Here is a 22914-nt window from a genome sequence, read left to right as displayed (position 1 = left end):
AATGCGCAAATATCGAAATATTAACTTAGATCTACTAAAAGTACTTGCATGTGTTGGGGTTGTTCTACTCCATACAGCGATGGGGGGATTTAAAGAGACAGGTTCATGGAATTTTTCGACATATTTATACTATTTAGGAACCTATTCTATTCCTTTATTTTTTATGGTTAATGGTTATTTATTGTTAGGAAAGAGAGAGATTACCTATTCCTATATACTGCAGAAAGTAAAGTGGATTCTGATAACAGTATCGTCATGGTCCGTAATCATTTGGCTTTTTAAACGTGACTTTACAGTTAATCCAATTAAAAAAATTGTGGGTTCTTTGATACAAAAGGGGTATTTCTTCCAGTTTTGGTTTTTTGGTGCGCTTATACTTATTTATATATGTTTGCCTATTTTGAAAAAATTCCTTAATTCAAAAAGAAGTTATTTGTACACTCTATCTGTATTGCTGGTTATTGGTTTGATTTTTGAGTTAACAAATATTGTACTTCAAATGCCAATACAAACATATGTTATACAAACCTTTAGGTTATGGACTTGGTTTTTCTATTATCTTTTAGGTGGCTTTATAGCTCAATTTGACAAAGATATTATCAAAAATAGGTTTAAGAGATGGATGAAAATAATCGTAGTACTTTTGTTCCTGGTTTCGCCTTTAATATTATTTTTCTTAGCAAGAACCACCTACCATAATTTTTTTGCTGAATATTTTTATGATCTTCTATTTGTCAAAGTTGTAAGTTTAGGAATTTTTCTAACTATATTCTCACTTGCATTGAATCAAGATAACAACAAATGGATTGTTTTTCTTTCTAATCAAACCATGGGAGTTTTTATAATACACACTTACATTATGAAGTTGTGGGAAAAACTATTTGGTTTTAGTTTTGTAGGAGCATATTTACTTTTTGTTATATTTACTTTAAGTGTTAGTTTTATTATTGTTGGAATGTTAATGAAAATCCCTTATTTCAATCGAATTGTTAAATTATAAAAAGGAGAACAAAATGTACGACTATCTAATCGTTGGTGCTGGTTTGTCAGGAGTAATTTTTGCTTATGAAGCGACCAAGCGTGGGAAAAAAGTAAAAGTGATTGATAAGCGTAATCATATTGGTGGTAATATCTACTGTGAGGACGTTGAAGGTATTAACGTTCACAAGTACGGTGCCCACATTTTCCATACTTCAAACAAAAAAGTCTGGGATTATGTAAATCAATTTGCTGAATTTAACAACTATATCAACTCGCCTATAGCCAATTACAAGGGCAGTCTTTACAATCTTCCTTTTAACATGAATACTTTCTATGCTATGTGGGGAACCAAGACTCCTCAAGAAGTGAAAGATAAGATAGCTGAACAAACGGCTCATATGAAAGATGTTGAGCCTAAAAACTTGGAAGAACAAGCTATTAAGTTGATTGGTCCGGATATCTATGAAAAGTTGATTAAGGGATATACTGAAAAACAATGGGGACGTTCTGCAACAGACCTCCCACCATTTATCATTAAACGCTTGCCAGTTCGTTTAACCTTTGATAATAATTATTTTAATGACCGTTATCAAGGGATTCCAATTGGGGGTTACAACGTTATCATCGAAAATATGCTGAAGGATTTAGAAGTAGAACTTGGCGTTGACTTTTTTGCCAATCGTCAAGAATTAGAGACTTCTGCTGAAAAAGTTGTCTTTACAGGGATGATTGACCAATACTTTGATTATAAGCATGGTGAGTTAGAATACCGTAGTCTTCGTTTTGAGCATGAAGTTCTAGATGAAGAAAACTATCAAGGAAATGCAGTTGTTAACTATACAGAGCGTGAAATTCCTTATACTCGCATCATTGAACACAAGCACTTCGAATACGGAGCGCAACCAAAGACAGTTATTACGCGTGAATATCCTGCTGACTGGAAGCGAGGTGATGAGCCTTATTATCCAATCAATGATGAGAGAAACAATGCTATCTTTGCTAAATATCAAGAAGAAGCGGCACAGAATGATAAGGTGATTTTCTGTGGACGTTTGGCAGATTATAAATACTACGATATGCATGTGGTAATCGAGCGTGCTCTGAATGTGGTAGAGGAAGAGTTTAGTAATTGAAACATAACGAAGAAAGGTTATTCTATTATGAAAGGTATTATTCTTGCGGGTGGCTCAGGTACCCGACTGTACCCTCTTACACGAGCTGCGTCAAAACAGCTGATGCCGGTTTATGATAAACCTATGATTTACTATCCTTTGTCAACCTTGATGTTGGCTGGGATTAAGGACATTTTGATCATCTCAACACCACAGGATTTACCCCGCTTTAAGGATCTGCTCTTGGATGGTTCCGAATTTGGGATTAAACTTTCTTATGCGGAACAGCCAAGTCCAGATGGACTTGCTCAGGCTTTTCTTATTGGTGAAGAATTTATCGGTGACGATAGTGTTGCTTTGATCTTGGGAGATAATATCTATCATGGACCTGGCTTGAGCAGAATGCTTCAAAAGGCAGCCAAGAAAGAGAAAGGTGCGACTGTTTTTGGTTATCAAGTGAAGGACCCAGAGCGTTTTGGTGTGGTCGAGTTTGATACAGACATGAATGCTATTTCCATAGAAGAAAAACCGGAGCATCCTCGCTCTAACTATGCAGTGACAGGTCTTTATTTCTATGATAATGATGTTGTAGAGATTGCCAAACATATCCAACCAAGCGCTCGTGGCGAGTTGGAAATCACAGATGTTAACAATGCTTATTTGAAACGTGGGGATTTGTCTGTTGAGCTTATGGGACGTGGTTTTGCCTGGTTGGATACAGGGACGCATGAGAGTCTATTAGAGGCTTCCCAATATATCGAAACGGTTCAACGGATGCAAAATGTTCAGGTTGCTAATCTGGAAGAAATTGCCTACCGAATGGGTTATATCAGCCGTGAAGATGTGCTGAAGTTGGCGCAACCACTTAAAAAGAATGAATACGGGCAATACTTGCTTCGTTTGATTGGAGAAATCTAGATGACAGATAATTTTTTCGGCAAAACACTTGCAGTGCACAAGATTGATGCCATTCCAGGTTTGTTAGAGTTTGATATTCCGGTTCATGGTGACAATCGTGGCTGGTTTAAGGAAAATTTTCAGAAAGAAAAGATGCTACCGCTTGGTTTTCCTGAAAGCTTCTTTGCTGAAGGGAAACTGCAAAACAACGTCAGCTTTTCTCGCAAAAATGTTCTCCGAGGCCTCCATGCTGAACCTTGGGACAAGTATATCTCAGTAGCAGATGGTGGCAAGGTTCTGGGTTCTTGGGTTGACCTACGTGAAGGTGAGACTTTTGGAAATGTTTATCAGACCGAGATTGATGCAAGTAAGGGAATCTTTGTCCCTCGTGGCGTAGCTAATGGTTTCCAAGTCCTCTCAGATACAGTTGCTTATAGCTATCTGGTCAATGACTATTGGGCACTTGAACTCAAGCCTAAATATGCTTTTGTCAACTATGCAGACCCAGCTTTGGGCATTGAGTGGGAAAACCTAGAAGCAGCAGAAGTCTCAGAAGCTGATAAACATCATCCACTGCTTAAGGATGTAAAACCTCTGAGAAAAGAAGATTTGTAAGAAAGTTAAGGAATAAAAATGACTGAATACAAAAATATCATCGTGACAGGTGGGGCTGGTTTTATCGGTTCTAACTTTGTTCATTATGTTTACAAGAACTTTCCAGACGTCCATGTGACAGTGCTGGACAAGCTGACTTATGCGGGTAATCGTGCCAATATTGAAGAAATTTTAGGTGACCGTGTTGAGTTGGTTGTTGGAGATATTGCTGATGCAGCCTTGGTAGACAAGTTAGCGGCTGAAGCGGATGCTATCGTTCATTACGCTGCAGAAAGCCATAATGACAACTCGCTCAATGACCCGAGCCCCTTTATCTACACTAACTTCATCGGGACCTACACTCTATTAGAAGCAGCTCGTAAATATGACCTTCGTTTCCACCATGTGTCGACTGACGAAGTCTATGGGGATCTGCCTCTGCGTGAAGATTTGCCAGGTCATGGAGAAGGTCCAGGTGAGAAGTTTACAGCTGAAACCAAGTACAATCCAAGCTCGCCTTACTCATCAACAAAGGCAGCTTCAGACTTGATTGTCAAAGCATGGGTGCGCTCTTTTGGCGTGAAAGCGACGATTTCTAACTGTTCAAACAACTATGGTCCTTACCAACATATCGAGAAGTTCATTCCGCGCCAAATTACCAATATTTTGAGTGGAATCAAGCCAAAACTCTATGGTGAAGGTAAGAATGTCCGTGACTGGATCCATACCAATGACCATTCATCAGGTGTTTGGACAATTTTGACAAAGGGTCAAATTGGCGAAACTTACTTGATTGGTGCGGATGGCGAGAAGAACAATAAGGAAGTCCTGGAACTCATCCTCAAGGAAATGGGACAACCAGCTGATGCTTATGATCATGTGACGGACCGTGCGGGTCACGACCTCCGCTATGCCATCGACGCTAGCAAGCTCCGTGATGAATTAGGATGGAAGCCAGAGTTTACCAACTTTGAAGCAGGTCTCAAAGAGACCATTAAGTGGTACACAGACAACCAAGACTGGTGGAAATCTGAAAAAGAAGCGGTCGAGGCTAACTATGCCAAGACGCAACAAGTAATTAACTAAATGCATACTAAAAAGCAAGAGAACTCAAGGTCCCTTGCTTTTTATGTATGTCGTAATCTTTTATTTTCTTACTTCTTGTTTATAAAACTCTTTAAGTGCATCTTGCCAAGTTGGAATGACGAAACCTGTCGCCTTCGCTTTGGCTAAACTCATGGTTGAGTTGAGGGGACGTTTAGCCTTAGCAGGGAACTTGCTGGAGTCTACTGGTACTACTTCAACATCACTGTCCTTAAGAATTTCAACAGCAAAGTCATACCAAGTGGTGTCTTCAGTTGAGTCATTTGATAAGTGGTAGTAGCCAAATTCTTTTTGATTTTCAGTCAAGTAGGTCATGAACTCAGCCAAGGTACGTGTCCAGGTTGGGCGACCGTGTTGGTCGTTAACTACAGTGAGAGTTTTATGGGTTTTGGCAAGATTTTTCATGGTAAAGACAAAGTTTTTGCCATAATTTCCAAAGACCCAAGCAGTACGGATGATATAATGTTGTGACGTAAGATTTTCAACGAGTTCTTCACCCATTCGCTTGGTACGCCCGTACTCTGTCTGCGGATCGGGTAGGTCATCGACTTCCCATTCTTGTCCGACGGGTTTCTTCCCATCAAAGACATAGTCTGTTGAGATATAGACCAGGGTAGCTCCGTATTTCTCAGAGGCCTTGGCTACATTTTCCGTTCCAGTTACGTTTATGGCAAAATCCAGTTCTTTCCCCTCGTCTTCAGCCGCATCAACAGCAGTGTAGGCTGCACAATGATAGACTAGAGTTGGCTTGACCTCAGCAAAGACTTTCTCAACCATTTCAGCATTAGTGATATCCATTTCGGCCACATCCACTGCAACATAGTTCACATTTCGTTCATCTAGTAAATAACGTAGTTCGGTACCGAGCTGACCATTTGCACCTGTAATTAATATCATTGTCTCCTCCTTAACTTTTCTTCTATCTAATCATAGCAAAAAAATGATAAAAAATCTGATTTTTACCTTTGGTTTGACCGTTTGTATTTTGGAAATCGTAAGTTATACAAATTGGAATTTAATACTATGGCTATCTATCAAAAAAATTTTTTCAGAAAATGCTAAAATCATTCAAAAATTCTGAAAATTCTGTTGACAACTTTCTGAAAAGGGTCTATAATGGGATGTAAATTTTAAAGGAGAAAATGATGAAAAGTTCAAAATTACTTGCCCTTGCGGGTGTGACATTACTGGCAGCTGGTACTCTGGCTGCGTGCTCTGGATCAAGTTCAAGTGCTAAAGGTGAGAAGACATTCTCATACATCTATGAAACGGATCCTGATAACCTAAACTATTTGACAACTGGTAAGGCAGCTACTGCAAATATTACCAGTAACGTTATCGATGGCTTGCTCGAAAATGACCGCTATGGTAACTTTGTACCATCTATGGCTGAGGATTGGTCTGTATCTAAGGACGGCTTGACTTACACATATACGCTTCGTAAGGATGCAAAATGGTATACCTCTGAAGGTGAGGAATACGCAGAAGTCAAAGCTCAAGACTTTGTAACAGGACTTAAATATGCTGCTGATAAAAAATCTGATGGTCTTTATTTAGTTCAAGAATCAATCAAAGGATTGGACGCCTATGTTAAAGGAGAAATTACAGACTTCTCTCAAGTAGGAATCAAGGCCCTTGATGATTATACAGTTCAGTACACATTGAACAAGCCAGAAAGTTTCTGGAATTCTAAGACAACGATGGGAGTTTTGGCCCCAGTAAATGAAGAGTTCTTGAACTCCAAAGGGGATGACTTCGCTAAGGGAACTGATTCAAGCAGTATTCTCTACAATGGTCCGTTCTTACTCAAATCAATTGTTGCTAAATCTTCTGTCGAATTTGCGAAAAATCCTAACTACTGGGATAAGGACAATGTCCATATCGATAAGGTTAAATTATCATTCTGGGATGGACAAGATACCAACAAACCAACTGAAGCTTTCAAAGACGGCAGCTTTACAATGGCTCGTCTCTTCCCAACAAGCGCTAGCTACACAGAGACTGAAAAGGCATTTAAAGACAATATCGTTTATACACAACAAGACTCTACTACTTATTTAGTAGGTACGAATATCGATCGCCAGTCTTATAAGTACACTTCTAAGACAACCGATGAAGAAAAAACATCAACCAAGAAAGCTCTTCTAAACAAGGACTTCCGTCAAGCTCTTGCTTTTGGTTTCGATAGAACGGCCTATGCTTCTCAAGTAAATGGTGCAAGCGGGGCAACTAAACTGCTTCGTAACTTGTTTGTTCCTCCTACATTTGTACAGGCAGATGGAAAGAACTTTGGCGAAATGGTCAAAGAAAAATTGGTGACTTATGGTGACGAGTGGAGCAACGTGAACTTGGATGATGCTCAAGATGGACTCTACAACCCAGATAAGGCCAAAGCAGAGTTTGCTAAAGCTAAGACAGCTCTTCAAGCGGAAGGTGTGAAATTCCCAATCCACTTGGATATGCCTGTAGACCAAACCAATACAACAAAAGTTCAACGTGTCCAATCTTTTAAACAGTCAGTTGAAGAAAACTTAGGATCTGATAATGTGGTTGTCGATATCCAACAACTTCAAAAAGACGATGTCTTGAACATCACTTACTTTGCTGAAACTGCGGCTGGAGAAGACTGGGATATCTCAGATAACGTGGGTTGGTCTCCAGACTTTGCAGACCCTTCTACCTACCTTGATATTATCAAACCATCTGTAGGGGAAAATACAAAGACTTACCTAGGATTTGACTCAGGAACAAACAACGCTGCTGCCAAGCAAGTTGGTTTGGAAGACTACGAAAAAATGGTTGTGGAAGCTGGGGAAGAAACTACTGACGTTTCAAAACGTTATGAAAAATATGCTGCTGCCCAAGCTTGGTTGACAGACAGTGCCTTGCTCATCCCAACAACTTCTCAAACTGGTCGTCCAATGTTGTCTAAGATGGTACCATTTACACTTCCGTTTGCATACTCTGGTAACAAGGGTATGAGCGAAGCCCTCTTGTATAAATACCTAGATGTACAAGACAAGGCGGTAACAACAGAAGAGTACCAAAAAGCTCAAGAAAACTGGTTGAAAGAAAAAGAAGAGTCTAATAAGAAGGCTCAAGAAGACCTTGCAAACCATGTGAAATAATTTTACAAGATATGAGAAAGGATTTAGTATTCCCCTTGGGTGCTAAGTCCTTTTTATATCTTTAAAGCGAGCTTTTAAATTTAGGACATCTTAAGAAATTTTTGCGAATTTTCCTTTTTCCTATTGCTTTCTTAGATATTATTTGTTATATTAAAAGCATAATTATTTTTTATTTATGACAGTTAAGCACGGTACTTTCAGAGAAAGGAGTATTTTTAAAAAAAGAAATGTAAACGCTTACTGTTGAGTGAAAGGATTAAGGAGTTTATGGATAAACAATTTTTTGAAAAACGCTGTAAGTTTAGTATTCGTAAGTTTACGCTTGGGGTAGCTTCGGTGATGATTGGAGCGACTTTCTTTGCGACTGCCCCAGTATTGGCTGATCAAGCAAGGGTTGGTTCAACAGATAATTTGCCAAGTGAACTAGCTGATTTGGATAAAAAGGCTAGTGATGAGGGGCACGATTTTGACAAGGAAGCTGCCGCTCAGAATCCTGGTTCAGCTGAAACTACTGAAGGCCCACAAACAGAAGAAGAGTTGTTGGCTCAAGAAAAAGAAAAGTCTGAAAAGCCAAGCAATCTGCCAAAAGAATTAGAAGATAGGTTGGAGAAAGCTGAAGACAATGGGCGCGAAGTTGACAAGGATCAATTGGCCCAAGATACTGGGAAGCTTGTCCCAGAAGATGTGGCTAAGACTACCAATGGGGAATTAAACTACGGCGCGACTGTTAAGATTAAGACGCCATCAGGAGAAGGTAGCGGTATTGTCGTTGCAAAAGACCTTGTCTTGACGGTTTCTCATAACTTTATCAAGGACAGTCAAGACGGCAATATCCGTAAGGTTGTGGACAATGATCAAGGGGATGGAGATATCTATAGTATCTCTTATCCAGGATTGCCAGATGTCAAGTTTAGCAAGAAAGATATTATTCATTGGGATCGTGAAGGCTACCTGAAGGGCTTCAAAAATGATTTGGCCCTTGTGAGATTGCGTACAGTTCTCGAAAATACGCCTGTTGAAGTAACTAAAAAGCCAGTAGTTAAGAAAATCGGAGATAAACTTCATGTCTTTGGTTATCCAGAAGGGAAATTGAATCCGATTGTCAATACTACAGTTGATTTTGCGGAACCATACGGAGAAGGTGTCCAAGGGATTGGTTACCAAGGAGGGAAACCAGGCGCTAGTGGTGGCGGTATCTTTGATACAGAAGGCAAACTAGTCGGTGTTCACCAAAATGGTGTAGTTGGAAAACGGAGCGGAGGCATTCTCTTCTCACCAGCTCAACTAAAATGGATCCAAGACCACATACAGGGAATTTCAAGTGTGAAACCAGCAGACTTGGAAGAGAAAGAAAAACCGGCTGAAGAAAAACCAAAAGAGGATAAACCTGCAGCTGCTAAACCTGAAACACCTAAGACAGTAACCCCTGAATGGCAAACAGTAGCGAATAAAGAACAACAGGGAACAGTTACGGTTCGTGAAGAAAAAGGTGTCCGCTACAATCAATTGTCCTCAACTGCACAGAACGACAATGGCGATAAACCAGCCTTGTTTGAAAAACAAGGATTGACAGTTGACGCTAATGGAAATGCGACGGTTGATTTAACCTTCAAAGATGATTCTGAAAAAGGCAAATCACGCTTTGGTGTCTTCTTGAAATTTAAAGATACCAAGAACAATGTTTTTGTTGGTTATGACAAGGACGGCTGGTTCTGGGAGTATAAATCTCCAACCGATAGCACCTGGTATAAGGGCAACCGTGTAGCAGCACCAGAACCAGGTTCTGTAAACCGTCTTTCTATCACCCTCAAATCAGATGGACAACTCAATGCAACGAATAATGATGAGAAACTCTTTGATACGGTCACTTTGCCAGCAGCTGTTAATGAAACTCTCAAAAATGAGAAGAAAATCGTCCTAAAAGCTGGTTCCTATGGCAATGAGCGTACAGTTGTCAGCGTTAAAACAGACAATCAAGAAGGTGTAAAATCAGATGATACTCCTGCCCAGAAAGAAACAGGTCCGGCCGTTGACGATAGCAAGGTGACTTATGATACGATCCAGTCTAAGGTACTCAAGGCAGTAATTGACCAAGCCTTCCCTCGTATTAAAGAATACAGTTTGAACGGGCATACCTTGCCAGGACAAGTCCAACAGTTCAATAAAGTATTTATCAACAAACACGAAGTCACCCCTGAAGTTACCTACAAAAAAATCAATGAGACAACAGCAGAGTACGTGATGAAGCTTCGCGATGATGCTAATCTTATCAATGCAGAAATGACGGTCCGTCTGCAAGTTGTTGATAATCAGTTGCACTTTGATGTGACCAAGATTGTCAACCACAATCAAGTTACTCCAGGTCAAAAGATTGATGACGAAAGAAAACTACTTTCTTCTATTAGTTTCCTTGGTAATGCTTTAGTCTCTGTTTCGAGTGATCAAGCTGGTGCTAAGTTTGACGGGGCAACCATGTCAAATAATACCCATGTCAGCGGAGATGATCATATCGATGTAACCAATCCAATGAAAGACTTGGCCAAGGGTTACATGTATGGATTTGTTTCTACAGATAAGCTTGCTGCAGGTGTTTGGAGCAACTCTCAAAACAGCTACGGTGGAGGTTCTTATGACTGGACTCGTTTGACAGCTTACAAGGAAACAGTCGGAAATGCCAACTATGTTGGAATTCATAGCTCTGAATGGCAATGGGAAAAAGCTTATAAGGGCATTGTCTTCCCAGAGTATACTAAGGAACTTCCAAGTGCCAAGGTTGTTATCACTGAAGATGCCAATGCGGACAAGAAAGTCGACTGGCAGGATGGTGCCATTGCTTATCGTAGCATCATGAACAACCCTCAAGGTTGGGAAAAAGTTAAGGATATTACAGCTTATCGTATCGCGATGAACTTTGGCTCACAAGCACAAAACCCATTCCTTATGACCTTGGATGGTATCAAGAAGATCAATCTTCACACAGATGGTCTAGGACAAGGTGTTCTCCTTAAAGGATATGGTAGCGAAGGCCATGACTCAGGCCACTTGAATTATGCTGATATTGGTAAGCGTATCGGTGGTGTTGAAGACTTTAAGACCTTGATTGAGAAAGCGAAGAAATATGGAGCTCATTTAGGTATCCACGTTAACGCTTCAGAAACTTATCCTGAGTCTAAGTACTTCAATGAAAAAATTCTTCGTAAGAATCCAGATGAAAGCTATAGCTACGGCTGGAACTGGCTAGACCAAGGTATCAACATTGATGCTGCTTATGACTTGGCGCATGGACGTTTGGCTCGCTGGGAAGACTTGAAGAAAAAACTTGGTGAAGGTCTCGACTTTATCTATGTGGACGTTTGGGGTAATGGTCAATCAGGTGATAACGGTGCCTGGGCTACCCACGTTCTTGCAAAAGAAATCAATAAACAAGGCTGGCGCTTTGCGATTGAGTGGGGACACGGTGGTGAGTACGACTCTACCTTCCATCACTGGGCAGCTGACTTGACCTATGGTGGCTACACCAATAAAGGTATCAACAGTGCCATCACGCGCTTTATTCGTAACCATCAAAAAGATGCTTGGGTAGGGGACTATAGAAGTTACGGTGGTGCAGCCAATTACCCACTTCTAGGTGGCTACAGCATGAAAGACTTTGAAGGATGGCAAGGACGGAGTGATTACAATGGCTATGTAACCAACTTATTTGCCCATGACGTCATGACTAAGTACTTCCAACACTTCACTGTAAGTAAATGGGAAAATGGTACACCAGTTACCATGACCGATAATGGTAGCACCTATAAATGGACTCCAGAAATGAAGGTTGAGCTAGTCGATGCAGCAGGTAACAAGGTTGTTGTAACTCGTAAGTCAAACGATGTCAATAGCCCACAATATCGCGAACGTACAGTGACTCTCAACGGACGTGTTATCCAAGATGGTTCAGCTTATTTGACTCCTTGGAACTGGGATGCAAATGGTAAGAAACTTCCTGCTGATAAGGAAAAGATGTACTACTTCAATACGCAAGCTGGTGCAACAACTTGGACACTTCCGAGCGATTGGGCAAATAGCAAGGTTTACCTTTACAAGCTAACTGACCAAGGTAAGACAGAAGAGCAAGAATTAACTGTAAAAGATGGCAAGATTACCCTAGACCTTCTAGCAAATCAACCATACGTTCTCTATCGTTCAAAACAAACCAATCCTGAAATGTCATGGAGCGAAGGCATGCACATCTATGACCAAGGATTTAACAGTGGAACCTTGAAACACTGGACCATTTCTGGTGATGCTTCCAAGGCAGAAATTGTCAAATCACAAGGCGCAAATGAAATGCTTCGTATCCAAGGCAACAAGAGCAAGGTCAGCCTTACTCAGAAACTGACTGGCTTGAAACCAAATACCAAGTATGCGGTTTATGTCGGTGTTGATAACCGTAGTAATGCTAAGGCAAGTATCACAGTGAATACTGGCGAGAAAGAAGTGACTACCTATACCAATAAGTCACTCGCTCTCAACTATATCAAAGCTTATGCTCATAACAATCGTCGTGAAAATGCTACAGTTGATGATACAAGTTACTTCCAAAACATGTACGCCTTTTTTACAACTGGATCTGACGTATCAAATGTTACTCTGACTTTGAGTCGTGAAGCTGGTGATGAAGCAACTTACTTTGATGAAATTCGTACCTTTGAAAATAATTCAAGCATGTACGGAGAAAACCATGATACAGGTAAAGGCACCTTCAAACAAGACTTTGAAAATGTTGCTCAGGGTATCTTCCCATTCGTAGTGGGCGGTGTCGAAGGTGTTGAAGATAACCGTACTCACTTGTCTGAAAAGCATGATCCATATACACAACGTGGTTGGAACGGTAAGAAAGTTGATGATGTTATCGATGGAAATTGGTCATTGAAGACCAATGGACTAGTTAGCCGTCGTAACTTGGTTTACCAAACCATCCCACAAAACTTCCGATTTGAAGCTGGTAAGACCTACCGTGTAACCTTTGAATACGAAGCAGGTTCTGACAATACCTATGCCTTTGTAGTTGGCAAGGGAGAATTCCAGTCAGGTCGTCGTGGTACTCAAGCAAGCAACTTGGAAATGCATGAATTGCCAAATACTTGGACAGATTCTAAGAAAGCCAAGAAGGCAACCTTCCTTGTGACTGGTGCAGAAACAGGAGATACTTGGGTAGGTATCTACTCAACTGGGAACGCAAGCAATACTCGTGGAGATGCTGGCGGAAATGCCAACTTCCGTGGTTATAACGACTTCATGATGGACAATCTTCACATCGAAGAAATTACGCTAACAGGTAAGATGTTGACAGAAAATGCTCTGAAGAACTACTTGCCAACGGTTGCCATGACCAACTATACGAAAGAGTCTATGGATGCTTTGAAAGAGGCGGTCTTTAACCTCAGTCAGGCAGATGATGATATCAGTGTGGAAGAAGCGCGTGCAGAGATTGCCAAGATTGAAGCTCTGAAGAATGCTTTGGTTCAGAAGAAGACAGCCTTGGTAGCAGAAGACTTTGAAAGTTTGGATGCGCCAGCTCAACCAGGTGAAGGTCTAGAGAATGCCTTTGATGGAAATGTATCTAGTCTATGGCATACATCTTGGAATGGTGGAGATGTAGGCAAGCCTGCAACCATGGTCTTGAAAGAACCAACTGAAATCACAGGACTTCGCTACGTTCCACGTGGATCAGGTTCAAATGGTAACTTGCGTGATGTGAAACTGGTTGTCACAGATGAGTCTGGCAAGGAGCATACCTTCACCGTGACAGATTGGCCAGATAACAACAAGCCAAAAGACATTGACTTTGGCAAGACAATCAAGGCTAAGAAAATTGTCCTTACTGGTACCAAGACATACGGAGATGGTGGAGATAAATACCAATCTGCAGCGGAACTCATCTTTACTCGTCCACAAGTAGCAGAAACACCTCTTGACTTGTCAGGCTATGAGGCAGCTTTGGCTAAGGCGCAGAAATTAACAGACAAAGACAATCAAGAGGAAGTGGCAGGAGTTCAGGCGAGCATGAAATATGCGACGGATAACCATCTCTTGACGGAAAGAATGGTTGCCTACTTCGCAGACTATCTCAACCAATTAAAAGATTCTGCTACGAAACCAGACGCTCCAACAAGTAGCAAGGGTGAAGAGCAACCACCAGTTCTTGATGTACCTGAGTTCAAAGGCGGCGTCAATGCGGCAGAAGCAGCTGTACATGAGGTTCCTGAGTTCAAGGGAGGCGTCAATGCGGTTGAAGCAGCTGTCAATGAGGCCCCAGAATACAAAGGTGGCATCAATGCAGCAGAAGCAGCTGTACATGAAGTTCCTGAGTTCAAGGGTGGGGTTAATGCAGTTGAAGCAGCTGTCAATGAAGTCCCAGAGTTTAAGGGCGGCGTCAATGCGGTCCAAGCCTTGGTAAACGAGAAACCAGCCTACACAGGTGTATTGGCTACTGCTGGAGATCAAGCAGCTCCAACAGTTGAAAAACCTGAGTACCCGCTCACTCCAAGCACAGTAGCTGATGCCAAAACTCTGGAAGATAAAGAAGAGAAACTTCCTGCTACAGGAGAACATGGTTCAGAAGCTGCCCTCTTCTTAGCAAGTGTGAGCATCGCTTTATCTGCTGCGGTCCTTGCGACAAAACGTAAAGAAGATTAATGAGATTTGATTTTAGCAGTTCAAAGCAACTCGAATCAAAAAGGAACAAACAGCCGGAGAGGACCTCTTGGTTCTCTCCTTTTTCAAAGGAGAAATGATACCGCTTACTCATGTATGCGGATGAAAGGAATAGGAGAAAGATGGATAGACATTTTTTTGAGAAACGCTGTCACTATAGTATAAGAAAATTTGCAATCGGTGCAGCCTCCGTTATGATTGGTGCTAGTATCTTTGGCGCCAATATGGTTCAGGCGGCAGAAACAGTAACACCTTCAGAGACAGAGGGGAGTATCACTCATGTTCAAGCCCTGGATAAGTTACCGGATGATTTAGCCGCTGCGCTTGAAAAGGCGGATGCAGAAGCTGCAACAGAAGCAAGTCATGAAGGAACTCCAGCGACTGATGAGGGAACCAATCCTGCAGCAAGTGAAGAGACAAAACCAGAGATAAGTCCTGCAAGTCCCAAACCAGCAGAAACGCCGAAACCGGTTGAAACACCAAAGGCAGAAAATCGACCTGCGGAAACCACTACACCCGCAGTAAAACCAGCTGAAAAGACAATCGAAGATAGAGAAGATATCAACCATCTCGAAGGTGCTACTGCTCAGGCGAGCAACCATGAGACTGGGACCAACTTTACTGCAGATAAGGCCATCGATGGAGATGACAATACTCGTTGGGCTACAGACAAAGATGTACCAAAACCAACCTTCGAATTAACTCTTCCAAAAACGACCCTCATCAAGCATGTAGAAATTGACTGGGATCGTCGTCTTCGTAATGGGCAAAATGACCCAAATATCAAATCTTGGAGTCTCTACTACGCAGGTCAAGAAGATGTGGGGGCTAACGGAGAAAAACAATGGAAACTCGCTCATACCAAAACCGGAGAACCTGTTTTAGATGAGAAAGTAGATCTAGCTGAAAGTATTCAAGCTAAATATCTTAAGTTAGAAATTAACGACTATCAAGCGGGCACAATGGGTTGGAGAAATGTTGGAATCCAAGAAATTCGAGCTTATTCTAACGTTCCGGACCATAGTAAGGTAACGGATATCCGCCAAGTAACCGAACTAACAGTAGCAGAAGACGGACAGTCTCTTGTCTTACCAACTTTACCAGGGAAAGTTAGCCTTATCGGAAGCAACAAGCAAGGTGTAATTGACCTTCAAAATCGTATCCATAAACCTCTGACAGATCAACGCGTTAAGGTTATGGTGCAGCAAATCAAAGACAGCCATACTTTCACTAAGGAATTTGAAGTAGTCATCAAGGGGCTACATCAGGACGAAGGTGTGGGTGTGAAACCAAAAGTAGCACCAGCTGTTCAACAATGGTATGGGAAAGAAGGCCAATCTTCTATCACTTCAGATACAGTTCTTGCGACAGGAGATTCAGGCTTTGATCAGGCTGCAACCTTCTACCAGTCGGATCTTGCCAGCCGTGGATTGGAACTGGCGACAGGTGACAAGCAGGCTCAAAAACGAATCGAATTTAAAAAGGTTGAAAACAAGGGGTACGGTAAGGAAGGCTACGGCATCACTATCCAAGATGATGTGATTACCATCGAAGCTGCCACAAATACAGGAGCCTTTTACGCCACTCGGACTCTTCTTCAAATGGGAGAAACAGACCTACAAAATGGCGAAATTCGTGATTTCCCAAGTTTCAGCCACCGTGGCTTTATGCTAGATACAGGTCGTAAATTTATCCCTTATGACACTCTTGTAGACATCATGCTCAACATGGCCTACTACAAGATGAACGACTTGCAGTTGCACCTTAATGATAACTATATCTTCCTTAAGGAACACTTGGCAGGTAAGAATTTAACTCCAGAAGAACAACTCAAGTATGTACTTGAACATGCCAAGACTGGTTTCCGTGTGGAGACAGATATTGTCGGTAAGAATGGTCAAAAATTAACATCAGATGAGCATTATACCAAAGAAGAAATGCAAAATCTGATTAAACTTGCCAAGGCCTTGCATATCAACCTAGTGCCAGAAATTGACACACCAGGTCATGCCTTGTCCTTTGTCAAAGTCCGCCCAGACCTCATGTATCAAGGTAGTCTGAGCGATTATGCAGGCAAGCACAATGTTGAGCGCGTAGCCATGCTAGACTTGGATAACAAGTACGAAGAAACTCTTAAATTTGTCAAATCCGTTTATGATAAACTCCTCGATGGTCCAGATGCACCGCTTCATGGCGTGTCCACTGTTCATATCGGAACGGATGAATACTATGGCAGCAGAGAAAGCTATCGCCGCTATGTCAATGACCTTATCAAATACATTAAAGGAAAAGGCTATACCCCTCGTATCTGGGGCTCACTCAGTGCGAAACGAGGTAAAACAGCGGTTGATTGGAACGGAGTAGAAGTTGATATCTGGAGCATTGGCTGGCAGCAACCAAAAGAAGCTATTGCTCAGGGAGCTAAGATTATCAACATCACGGATGTGCCGACGTATAGTGTCCCAAATGGAGATAATCGTCAAGCTGGTTATGGTGATTATGCTAACTATGAAACTCAATATAATAGTTGGACACCGAATGATTTTAGAACAGGTGGGGGTCCACTACTAGAAGCTTCTCATCCAAGTATCCTTGGTGGTGGGCACGCAGTTTGGAATGACAATATCGACCTTCATGAGACAGGTTTGACCTCTTATGACATCTTTAAACGCTTCTTCAAGAGCATGCAAACCACTGCGGAGCGCACTTGGGGATCTGACCGTGCAGCTGCGACCTTTGCAGAACGCACCCTACCAACGAGTCCTTATGCGCCACAGTCAAATCCTGATAAAGAGATTGATCAAAGCGACTTGTTTACCATCAACCCTGAAACAGCCAAGAACTATGCAAGCAAGAAGGTGAAGACAAGCGAGCAAGGATTGGCTTTTGAGAAAGACAGCAGTATCGAAGGATTGGCAGGTGATGTTGGTCCAAGTCACGTCTTGAAGTTTGATGTGACTGTCACTGGAGACGGAGAACAAACCTTCTCAACAAGTGGGGACAACCGTATCTATCTAGCTGATAAAGACGGCTATCTTGCGTATCAATTTGAACAGTTCCATATCCAATTCAAGAAAAAACTTGAAAAGAATAAACGTTATCAAATCTCTATTGTGACCAAACCACAGTCAACTGAAGTCTATGTAGATGGTGAAAAGATTGAACGTATCGCAAATCCAGCTCACCCTCGCTTTGCCCACAATAGCTTGGTACTACCGCTTGAAAGCATCGGTGGATTCAAAGGAATCTTGCATAGTGCAGAGTTGTCAGACAAACCATTTGTAAATCCTCGCTTGATTTCAAATGATAAGATTACAGCAACCGCAAGCAGTCAGCAACTTCCAGGAAACGCGACTGAAGGTGCTGTTGAAAAGGCCTTTGACAATGATCCAAATACCTTCTGGCATACTAAGTGGACTGGTGACACTGCGCCATACACCCTTACTATGACCTTGAAAGAAGCAGAAAAAGTCAATGGCTTGACGTATCTCCCACGCCCAGGTGGTGGAAATGGTGTTGTGACGCGCTACGAAATCTACGCACAAAAAGATGGCCAAATGGTCAAGGTTTCAGAAGGAAGCTGGGACAACAACGCCCAAGAAAAAACAGTCAACTTTGCGGCGGTGCATACCAACAAGATTGAATTGAAAGTATTGGAAGGCGTTGGTGGTTTTGCAAGTGCAGCTGAAGTTCATCTATTGAAACCTGTCAAAGAAGAGCAAGAAACGCCTGCACCAAGTCAACCAGAAAAACCAACTACACCAGAAAAACCAAAAGTAGACCAAACCGGTGATGGAACAGTTGAATTGGCAGATCAATTCACTGCAAGTAAACCAGCTAGCGAAGACAGCATTGCAGCTGCTAGCAAGAGCGCAGACTATCTCAAGAAAGAGTACAAGGTCTTCCCAACTCCACAAAAAGTGACTTATGGAGAAGGTGTCACAGCTCTTCGCAAGCAAGTCAATCTGGTCATGGGCGATCAGCTCGATATCTATACTCGCAATCGCTTGAAGAGTGTTTTGCAGGACAATCAAGTATCTTATACAACTGGTAAGGCAGCAATCGCTGGCGCAACCAATATCTATCTTGGAGTGCATGGACAAGGTTCACAAGCAGAGCAAAACTTGTCCAAGGTTTCAGCAGGTCTCTTTGACAAGATTGACGCCTATGTCTTGAGCATCAAGGATAATTCGATTTCCATCGTCGGAAAAGACACTGATGCAGTTTTCTATGGTTTGACAACCTTGAAACACATGCTCAAGGAAAGCCAAGTGCCAGTCCTTCGCAATGTGACAGTAGAAGATTACGCAGAGCTCAAGAACCGTGGTTTCATCGAAGGTTACTATGGAAATCCATGGTCGAATGCCGATCGTGCAGAGCTCATGCGTTATGGTGGCGATTTGAAATTGAACCAATACTTCTTTGCACCAAAAGATGATCCATATCACAACAAGAAATGGCGTGAACTCTATCCAGAAGAAAAACTAGCTGAAATCCGTGAACTTGCTCGTGTCGGAAATCAAAGTAAAACCCGCTATGTCTGGACTATCCATCCATTCATGAACAACCGCATCCGCTTTGGAAATGAAGCGCATTACCAAGAAGATTTGGCAACCATCAAGGCTAAATTTACCCAGTTGATGAAAGTGGGTGTCCGTGAATTTGGTATCCTTGCAGATGATGCTCCAAGCCCAGTCGGAGGCTACAATAGCTACAACCGCTTGATGCAAGATATGACCAAGTGGTTGACTGAAATGCAGGAAACTTACAGCGGTCTTCGCAAAGAAATGATCTTTGTTCCTGGCCAGTATTGGGGTAATGGACGTGAGGACGAGTTGAAATCCCTCAATGAAAATCTCCCAAGTTCAACATCCATGACCTTGACGGGTGGTAAGATTTGGGGTGAAGTCTCTGAAAGCTTCCTTTCAACTCTCAAGAACAATCTATCCGCAGGTGGCAAGACCTATCGCCCAGTTTCACTTTGGATTAACTGGCCTGTAACAGATAACTCGAAACAACACTTGATTCTAGGTGGTGGTGAGAAATTCCTTCATCCAAATGTGGATCCAAGCTTGCTATCTGGTATCATGTTGAACCCAATGCAACAGTCTGAACCATCTAAAATAGCCCTCTTTGCAGGAGCTCAATACTCATGGAAACAGTGGAAATCGGAAGAAGAAGCTAAGAAAATCAATGATATTGCCTTCAACTTTGTAGAAAATAGTCATTTTGAAGATAGCAAGGTATCGGCAGCCTTCCGTGAACTTGGTAAGCACATGATCAACCAAAACATGGATAATCGTGTCGTCAAACTAGAAGAATCTGTAGACTTGGCTCCAAAATTAACAGACTTCATGACCAAGCTCAAAGCAGGTCAGGATGTGACTGCTGAACGTGCAGCCTTGCGTGCAGAATTTGCCAAGATTAAAGAAGCAGCCGAACTCTATAAAGCATCAGGCGATAAAAAAATGGTTGCCCAAATCCACTATTGGTTAGATAATGCAATCGACCAAATGAATGCTCTCGATGCCTTCCTTACAGGAACTGAAGCCATAGCTACAAACGATGCAGCCAAACTTTGGGATAGCTACTATAAAGGTTTGAAATTGTACGAACAGTCTCAAACTCACACCTTCCATTATGTAGACCATATGGAAAAAGCTGAATTGGGTGTTCAACATATTCGTCCATTTATCCTATCCTTGAAAGAAGTTCTAGCGTCTGAAGTTCAAAAAGTCTTGCACCCAGATCAAATCATCAGCACCTTTATCACCAATCGAACAGGTGTAGAGGGTGGTTTGGCAGAAGTGACGGATGGCGACTTGGCAACTCATGCGATTATTAAATCACCAAATAGCATCAAGACAGGTGATTATATTGGTATGAAGTTCAACAAGCCAGTAGCGATTCAAACCTTGACCTTTGCTATGGGAACGCAGGCAAATCCGCGTGATACTTTTAGTAAGGCAGAAGTGCAGTATCTAGATGAAAATGACAACTGGGTAACCTTGAAAGAGCCAAGCTATGTCGGAAATGAATCCCTGCTTAAGTTTGAGAATCTCAACATCAAGGCCAAGGCAGTTCGCATGATTGCGACAGCAGACCGCGAGAACACTTGGTTTGCAGTTCAGGAAATTGCAGTCAACCGTCCAGTTGAAAAAGCTCGTAGCCAACAAGCAACGACAGTTAGTCTAAGCTCAAATCTAGTTTACAAACTAAATACCTCAGCCCGTCAAATCACTGATGGCAAGGACAATACAGAAGCCATGATGGCAAATGCTGACGGTAGCAATACGACACCAGTAGATGCCTGGGCACAACTTGACCTCGGTGAAGTCAAGTCAGTCACTAAAGTACGACTTCGCCAAGGAACGGGTGATAAGCTTGCCGCAGGTGTACTTGAGTACTCTACAGATGGAACTGCATGGCAAGAGTTGGATCGCCTATCAGGTGAGCAAACCAAGGAAGTGACTAGAGCAATCAATGCTCGCTACATCCGAGTACGCAATACCAAGGCCCTCGACCTCTGGTGGCGTATCCAAGACTTCTCTGTTGAGACACGCTCTGGAAACAGTGAGTTAACGGACACCAACGTTGATGCCTTGAAGGAAACGCCGGTAGTGGATAGCTTGGGACATTATGAACTTCAAATTCCAGCTGGAACCAAACTCCCTGCTCATAGCTATCTAGGTATGAAGCTTGACCGTATCCATCAAATCAAGAGCATCCAGCTCAAAGGTCAGGCCAACCCAGCTCTTAGTCTTGAGTACTCTGCAAATGCGCAAGAATGGATGCCAGCTAGCCAGTTGACTGATAGATCTGCAGCAAGCCACTTAGTACGTTATGTGCGTCTGGTCAATAAAACAGATCAGGAACAAGCTGTGACAGCCACTTCTCTCCTTGTGACGACTAAAGAAGTGCAACCAACCAAACTAGAATCTACAACAATGGGCATTCATCCAACATACGGAAGCAATGATGTTCGTAAGCTGAACAACCTAGATCAACTATTTGACGGTGTTTATAACAACTTCGTTGAGTTTTCAGACTACGCCCATAAAGATGGTCACGTAACCTTGAAACTTGGTAGCGAACGTACCATCAAGAAGATCAGAGCCTACATCCAAGACGGAACTCAAAACTACCTTCGTGATGGGAAGATCCAAGTCAGCCAAGACGGTAAAACTTGGACAGATGTCGTGACAGTAGGAGATGGTGTGGCCAATAGCCAACACGATGATTCATTGACAGATGGTTGGACACATGATTCTAAGATGCCAGGAAATCGCTATATCGAGGGTGAATTGACGACACCAGTTAAGGCTAACTATCTCCGTGTCCTCTATACAGCAGACTATGACGCCCGTTTTGTAGGCTTTACAGAATTGGTCATCAACGATGGTGAATTTGTCAAACCAATCAATGATCCAACAGTAGAAGGAAGTAGTGGAGAAAGCCAGGGCAACCTTTATAATAATCTTGTAGACGGCAAAGTCTTGACCAGCTACAAGTCTGAAAAAGATAAGGGCGAGTTGGTTTATCACTTGTCTGAATCAACCAAAGCGAACCACCTTCGTCTCGTTTCCAGTCTTCCTGAAGGAGCGCAAGCACGTGTTCTTGCTAGAACACTTAAGGATGGCCAAGACAGTTGGCTAGACCTCGGTGCCATTACATCTAGTCTCCAAACTTTTGCTATCCGAAATGGTGGCTCTCTTCTAGACGTCAAATTAGTCTGGGAAGGCGGCAAGGCTGAGTTTTATGAATTGGCGAGCTTCTATCAAGAATTAACAGAAGAAGCTGTTCAATCAAGCAAGGGCGAAGAACCAGCACCCGTTCTTGAGGTTCCTGAATTCACGGGTGGTGTCAATGCAACTGAGGCCTTGGTACATGAAGTACCAGCCTACACAGGCCCATTAGCAACAGTAGGTGACCAAACTGCTCCAACAGTAGAGAAACCTGAGTTTCAAGGTGGTGTCAATGCAGTTGAAGCCTTGGTACATGAGCTTCCAGAGTACACAGGCCCATTATCGACAGTAGGTGACCAACCAGCTCCGACAGTTGAGAAGCATGAGTTCCAGGGCGGTGTCAATGCAGTTGAAGCTTTGGTACATGAAGTACCAGAGTACACAGGCCCATTATCGACAGTAGGTAACCAAGCCGCTCCAACAGTAGAGAAACCTGAGTTTAAACTTAGCTCTTTAGCTTCCGATCAAGGTAAGATGCCAGATTATAAGCAAGAAATAGCTAGACCAGAAACAGCTGAACAAAGCTTGCCAGCAACTGGTGAAAGTCAATCTGACACAGCCCTCTTCCTAGCAGGTGTTAGCCTAGCCCTATCTGCTCTCTTTGTAGCAAAAACAAAGAAAGACTAGTATTCAACAAAACCTCTTAACAAG

9 protein-coding genes are annotated in these 22914 nt (G+C 42.3%); 8 read left to right on the top strand and 1 reads right to left on the bottom strand.

All coding sequences use genetic code 11. From position 1 onward, the window contains the following. The first annotated feature begins 1 nt into the window (after nt 1). Genes HMPREF1518_RS02170 through rfbB form a run of 5 tightly spaced genes read left to right on the top strand, consistent with a single transcriptional unit; the run spans nt 2 to nt 4670 of the window. Complete coding sequence (locus tag HMPREF1518_RS02170; protein ID WP_033583817.1) at nt 2-1000, top strand: acyltransferase; 999 nt, start codon at nt 2-4, stop codon at nt 998-1000. Between the two features lie 13 nt (nt 1001-1013). Then, entirely contained in the window at nt 1014-2114 is a 1101-nt protein-coding gene (gene glf / locus HMPREF1518_RS02165) for a UDP-galactopyranose mutase (protein ID WP_033583815.1), read from the top strand. A 27-nt stretch (nt 2115-2141) separates the two neighbouring features. Then, nucleotides 2142-3011 (top strand): glucose-1-phosphate thymidylyltransferase RfbA, encoded by an 870-nt coding sequence (gene rfbA / locus HMPREF1518_RS02160; RefSeq protein WP_033583813.1) that lies wholly within the window; start codon nt 2142-2144, stop codon nt 3009-3011. Further along, nucleotides 3012-3605 carry a dTDP-4-dehydrorhamnose 3,5-epimerase family protein gene (locus HMPREF1518_RS02155; RefSeq protein ID WP_000131466.1) on the top strand — a complete coding sequence of 198 codons (594 nt, stop codon included), beginning with the start codon at nt 3012-3014 and terminating at the stop codon, nt 3603-3605. Nucleotides 3606-3623: 18 nt separating this feature from the next. Beyond that, nucleotides 3624-4670 (top strand): dTDP-glucose 4,6-dehydratase, encoded by a 1047-nt coding sequence (gene rfbB / locus HMPREF1518_RS02150; protein ID WP_000141510.1) that lies wholly within the window; start codon nt 3624-3626, stop codon nt 4668-4670. 60 nt (nt 4671-4730) lie between these two features. Here rfbB and rfbD read toward each other — a convergent pair whose 3' ends face one another. After that, nucleotides 4731-5585, bottom strand: coding sequence for a dTDP-4-dehydrorhamnose reductase (gene rfbD, locus HMPREF1518_RS02145; RefSeq protein WP_033583811.1), 855 nt, complete (start codon nt 5583-5585; stop codon nt 4731-4733). A 248-nt stretch (nt 5586-5833) separates the two neighbouring features. Between rfbD and HMPREF1518_RS02140 the strand changes: the two genes are divergently transcribed. The 3 genes from HMPREF1518_RS02140 to HMPREF1518_RS02130 all read left to right on the top strand — a co-directional run bounded on the left by HMPREF1518_RS02140 (nt 5834) and on the right by HMPREF1518_RS02130 (nt 22890). Beyond that, entirely contained in the window at nt 5834-7816 is a 1983-nt protein-coding gene (locus tag HMPREF1518_RS02140; RefSeq protein WP_000842598.1) for a peptide ABC transporter substrate-binding protein, read from the top strand. Nucleotides 7817-8083: 267 nt separating this feature from the next. Further along, nucleotides 8084-14500 carry a SpGH101 family endo-alpha-N-acetylgalactosaminidase gene (locus HMPREF1518_RS02135; protein WP_081730786.1) on the top strand — a complete coding sequence of 2139 codons (6417 nt, stop codon included), beginning with the start codon at nt 8084-8086 and terminating at the stop codon, nt 14498-14500. Between the two features lie 140 nt (nt 14501-14640). Further along, entirely contained in the window at nt 14641-22890 is an 8250-nt protein-coding gene (locus HMPREF1518_RS02130) for an SIALI-17 repeat-containing surface protein (protein WP_033583810.1), read from the top strand. The last annotated feature ends 24 nt before the right edge of the window (nt 22891-22914 follow it).

The organism is Streptococcus sp. SR1, from assembly GCF_000526075.1.
Taxonomy (GTDB): Bacteria; Bacillota; Bacilli; order Lactobacillales; family Streptococcaceae; genus Streptococcus; species Streptococcus halitosis.
This window is presented reverse-complemented; position numbering and strand designations above follow the sequence as displayed.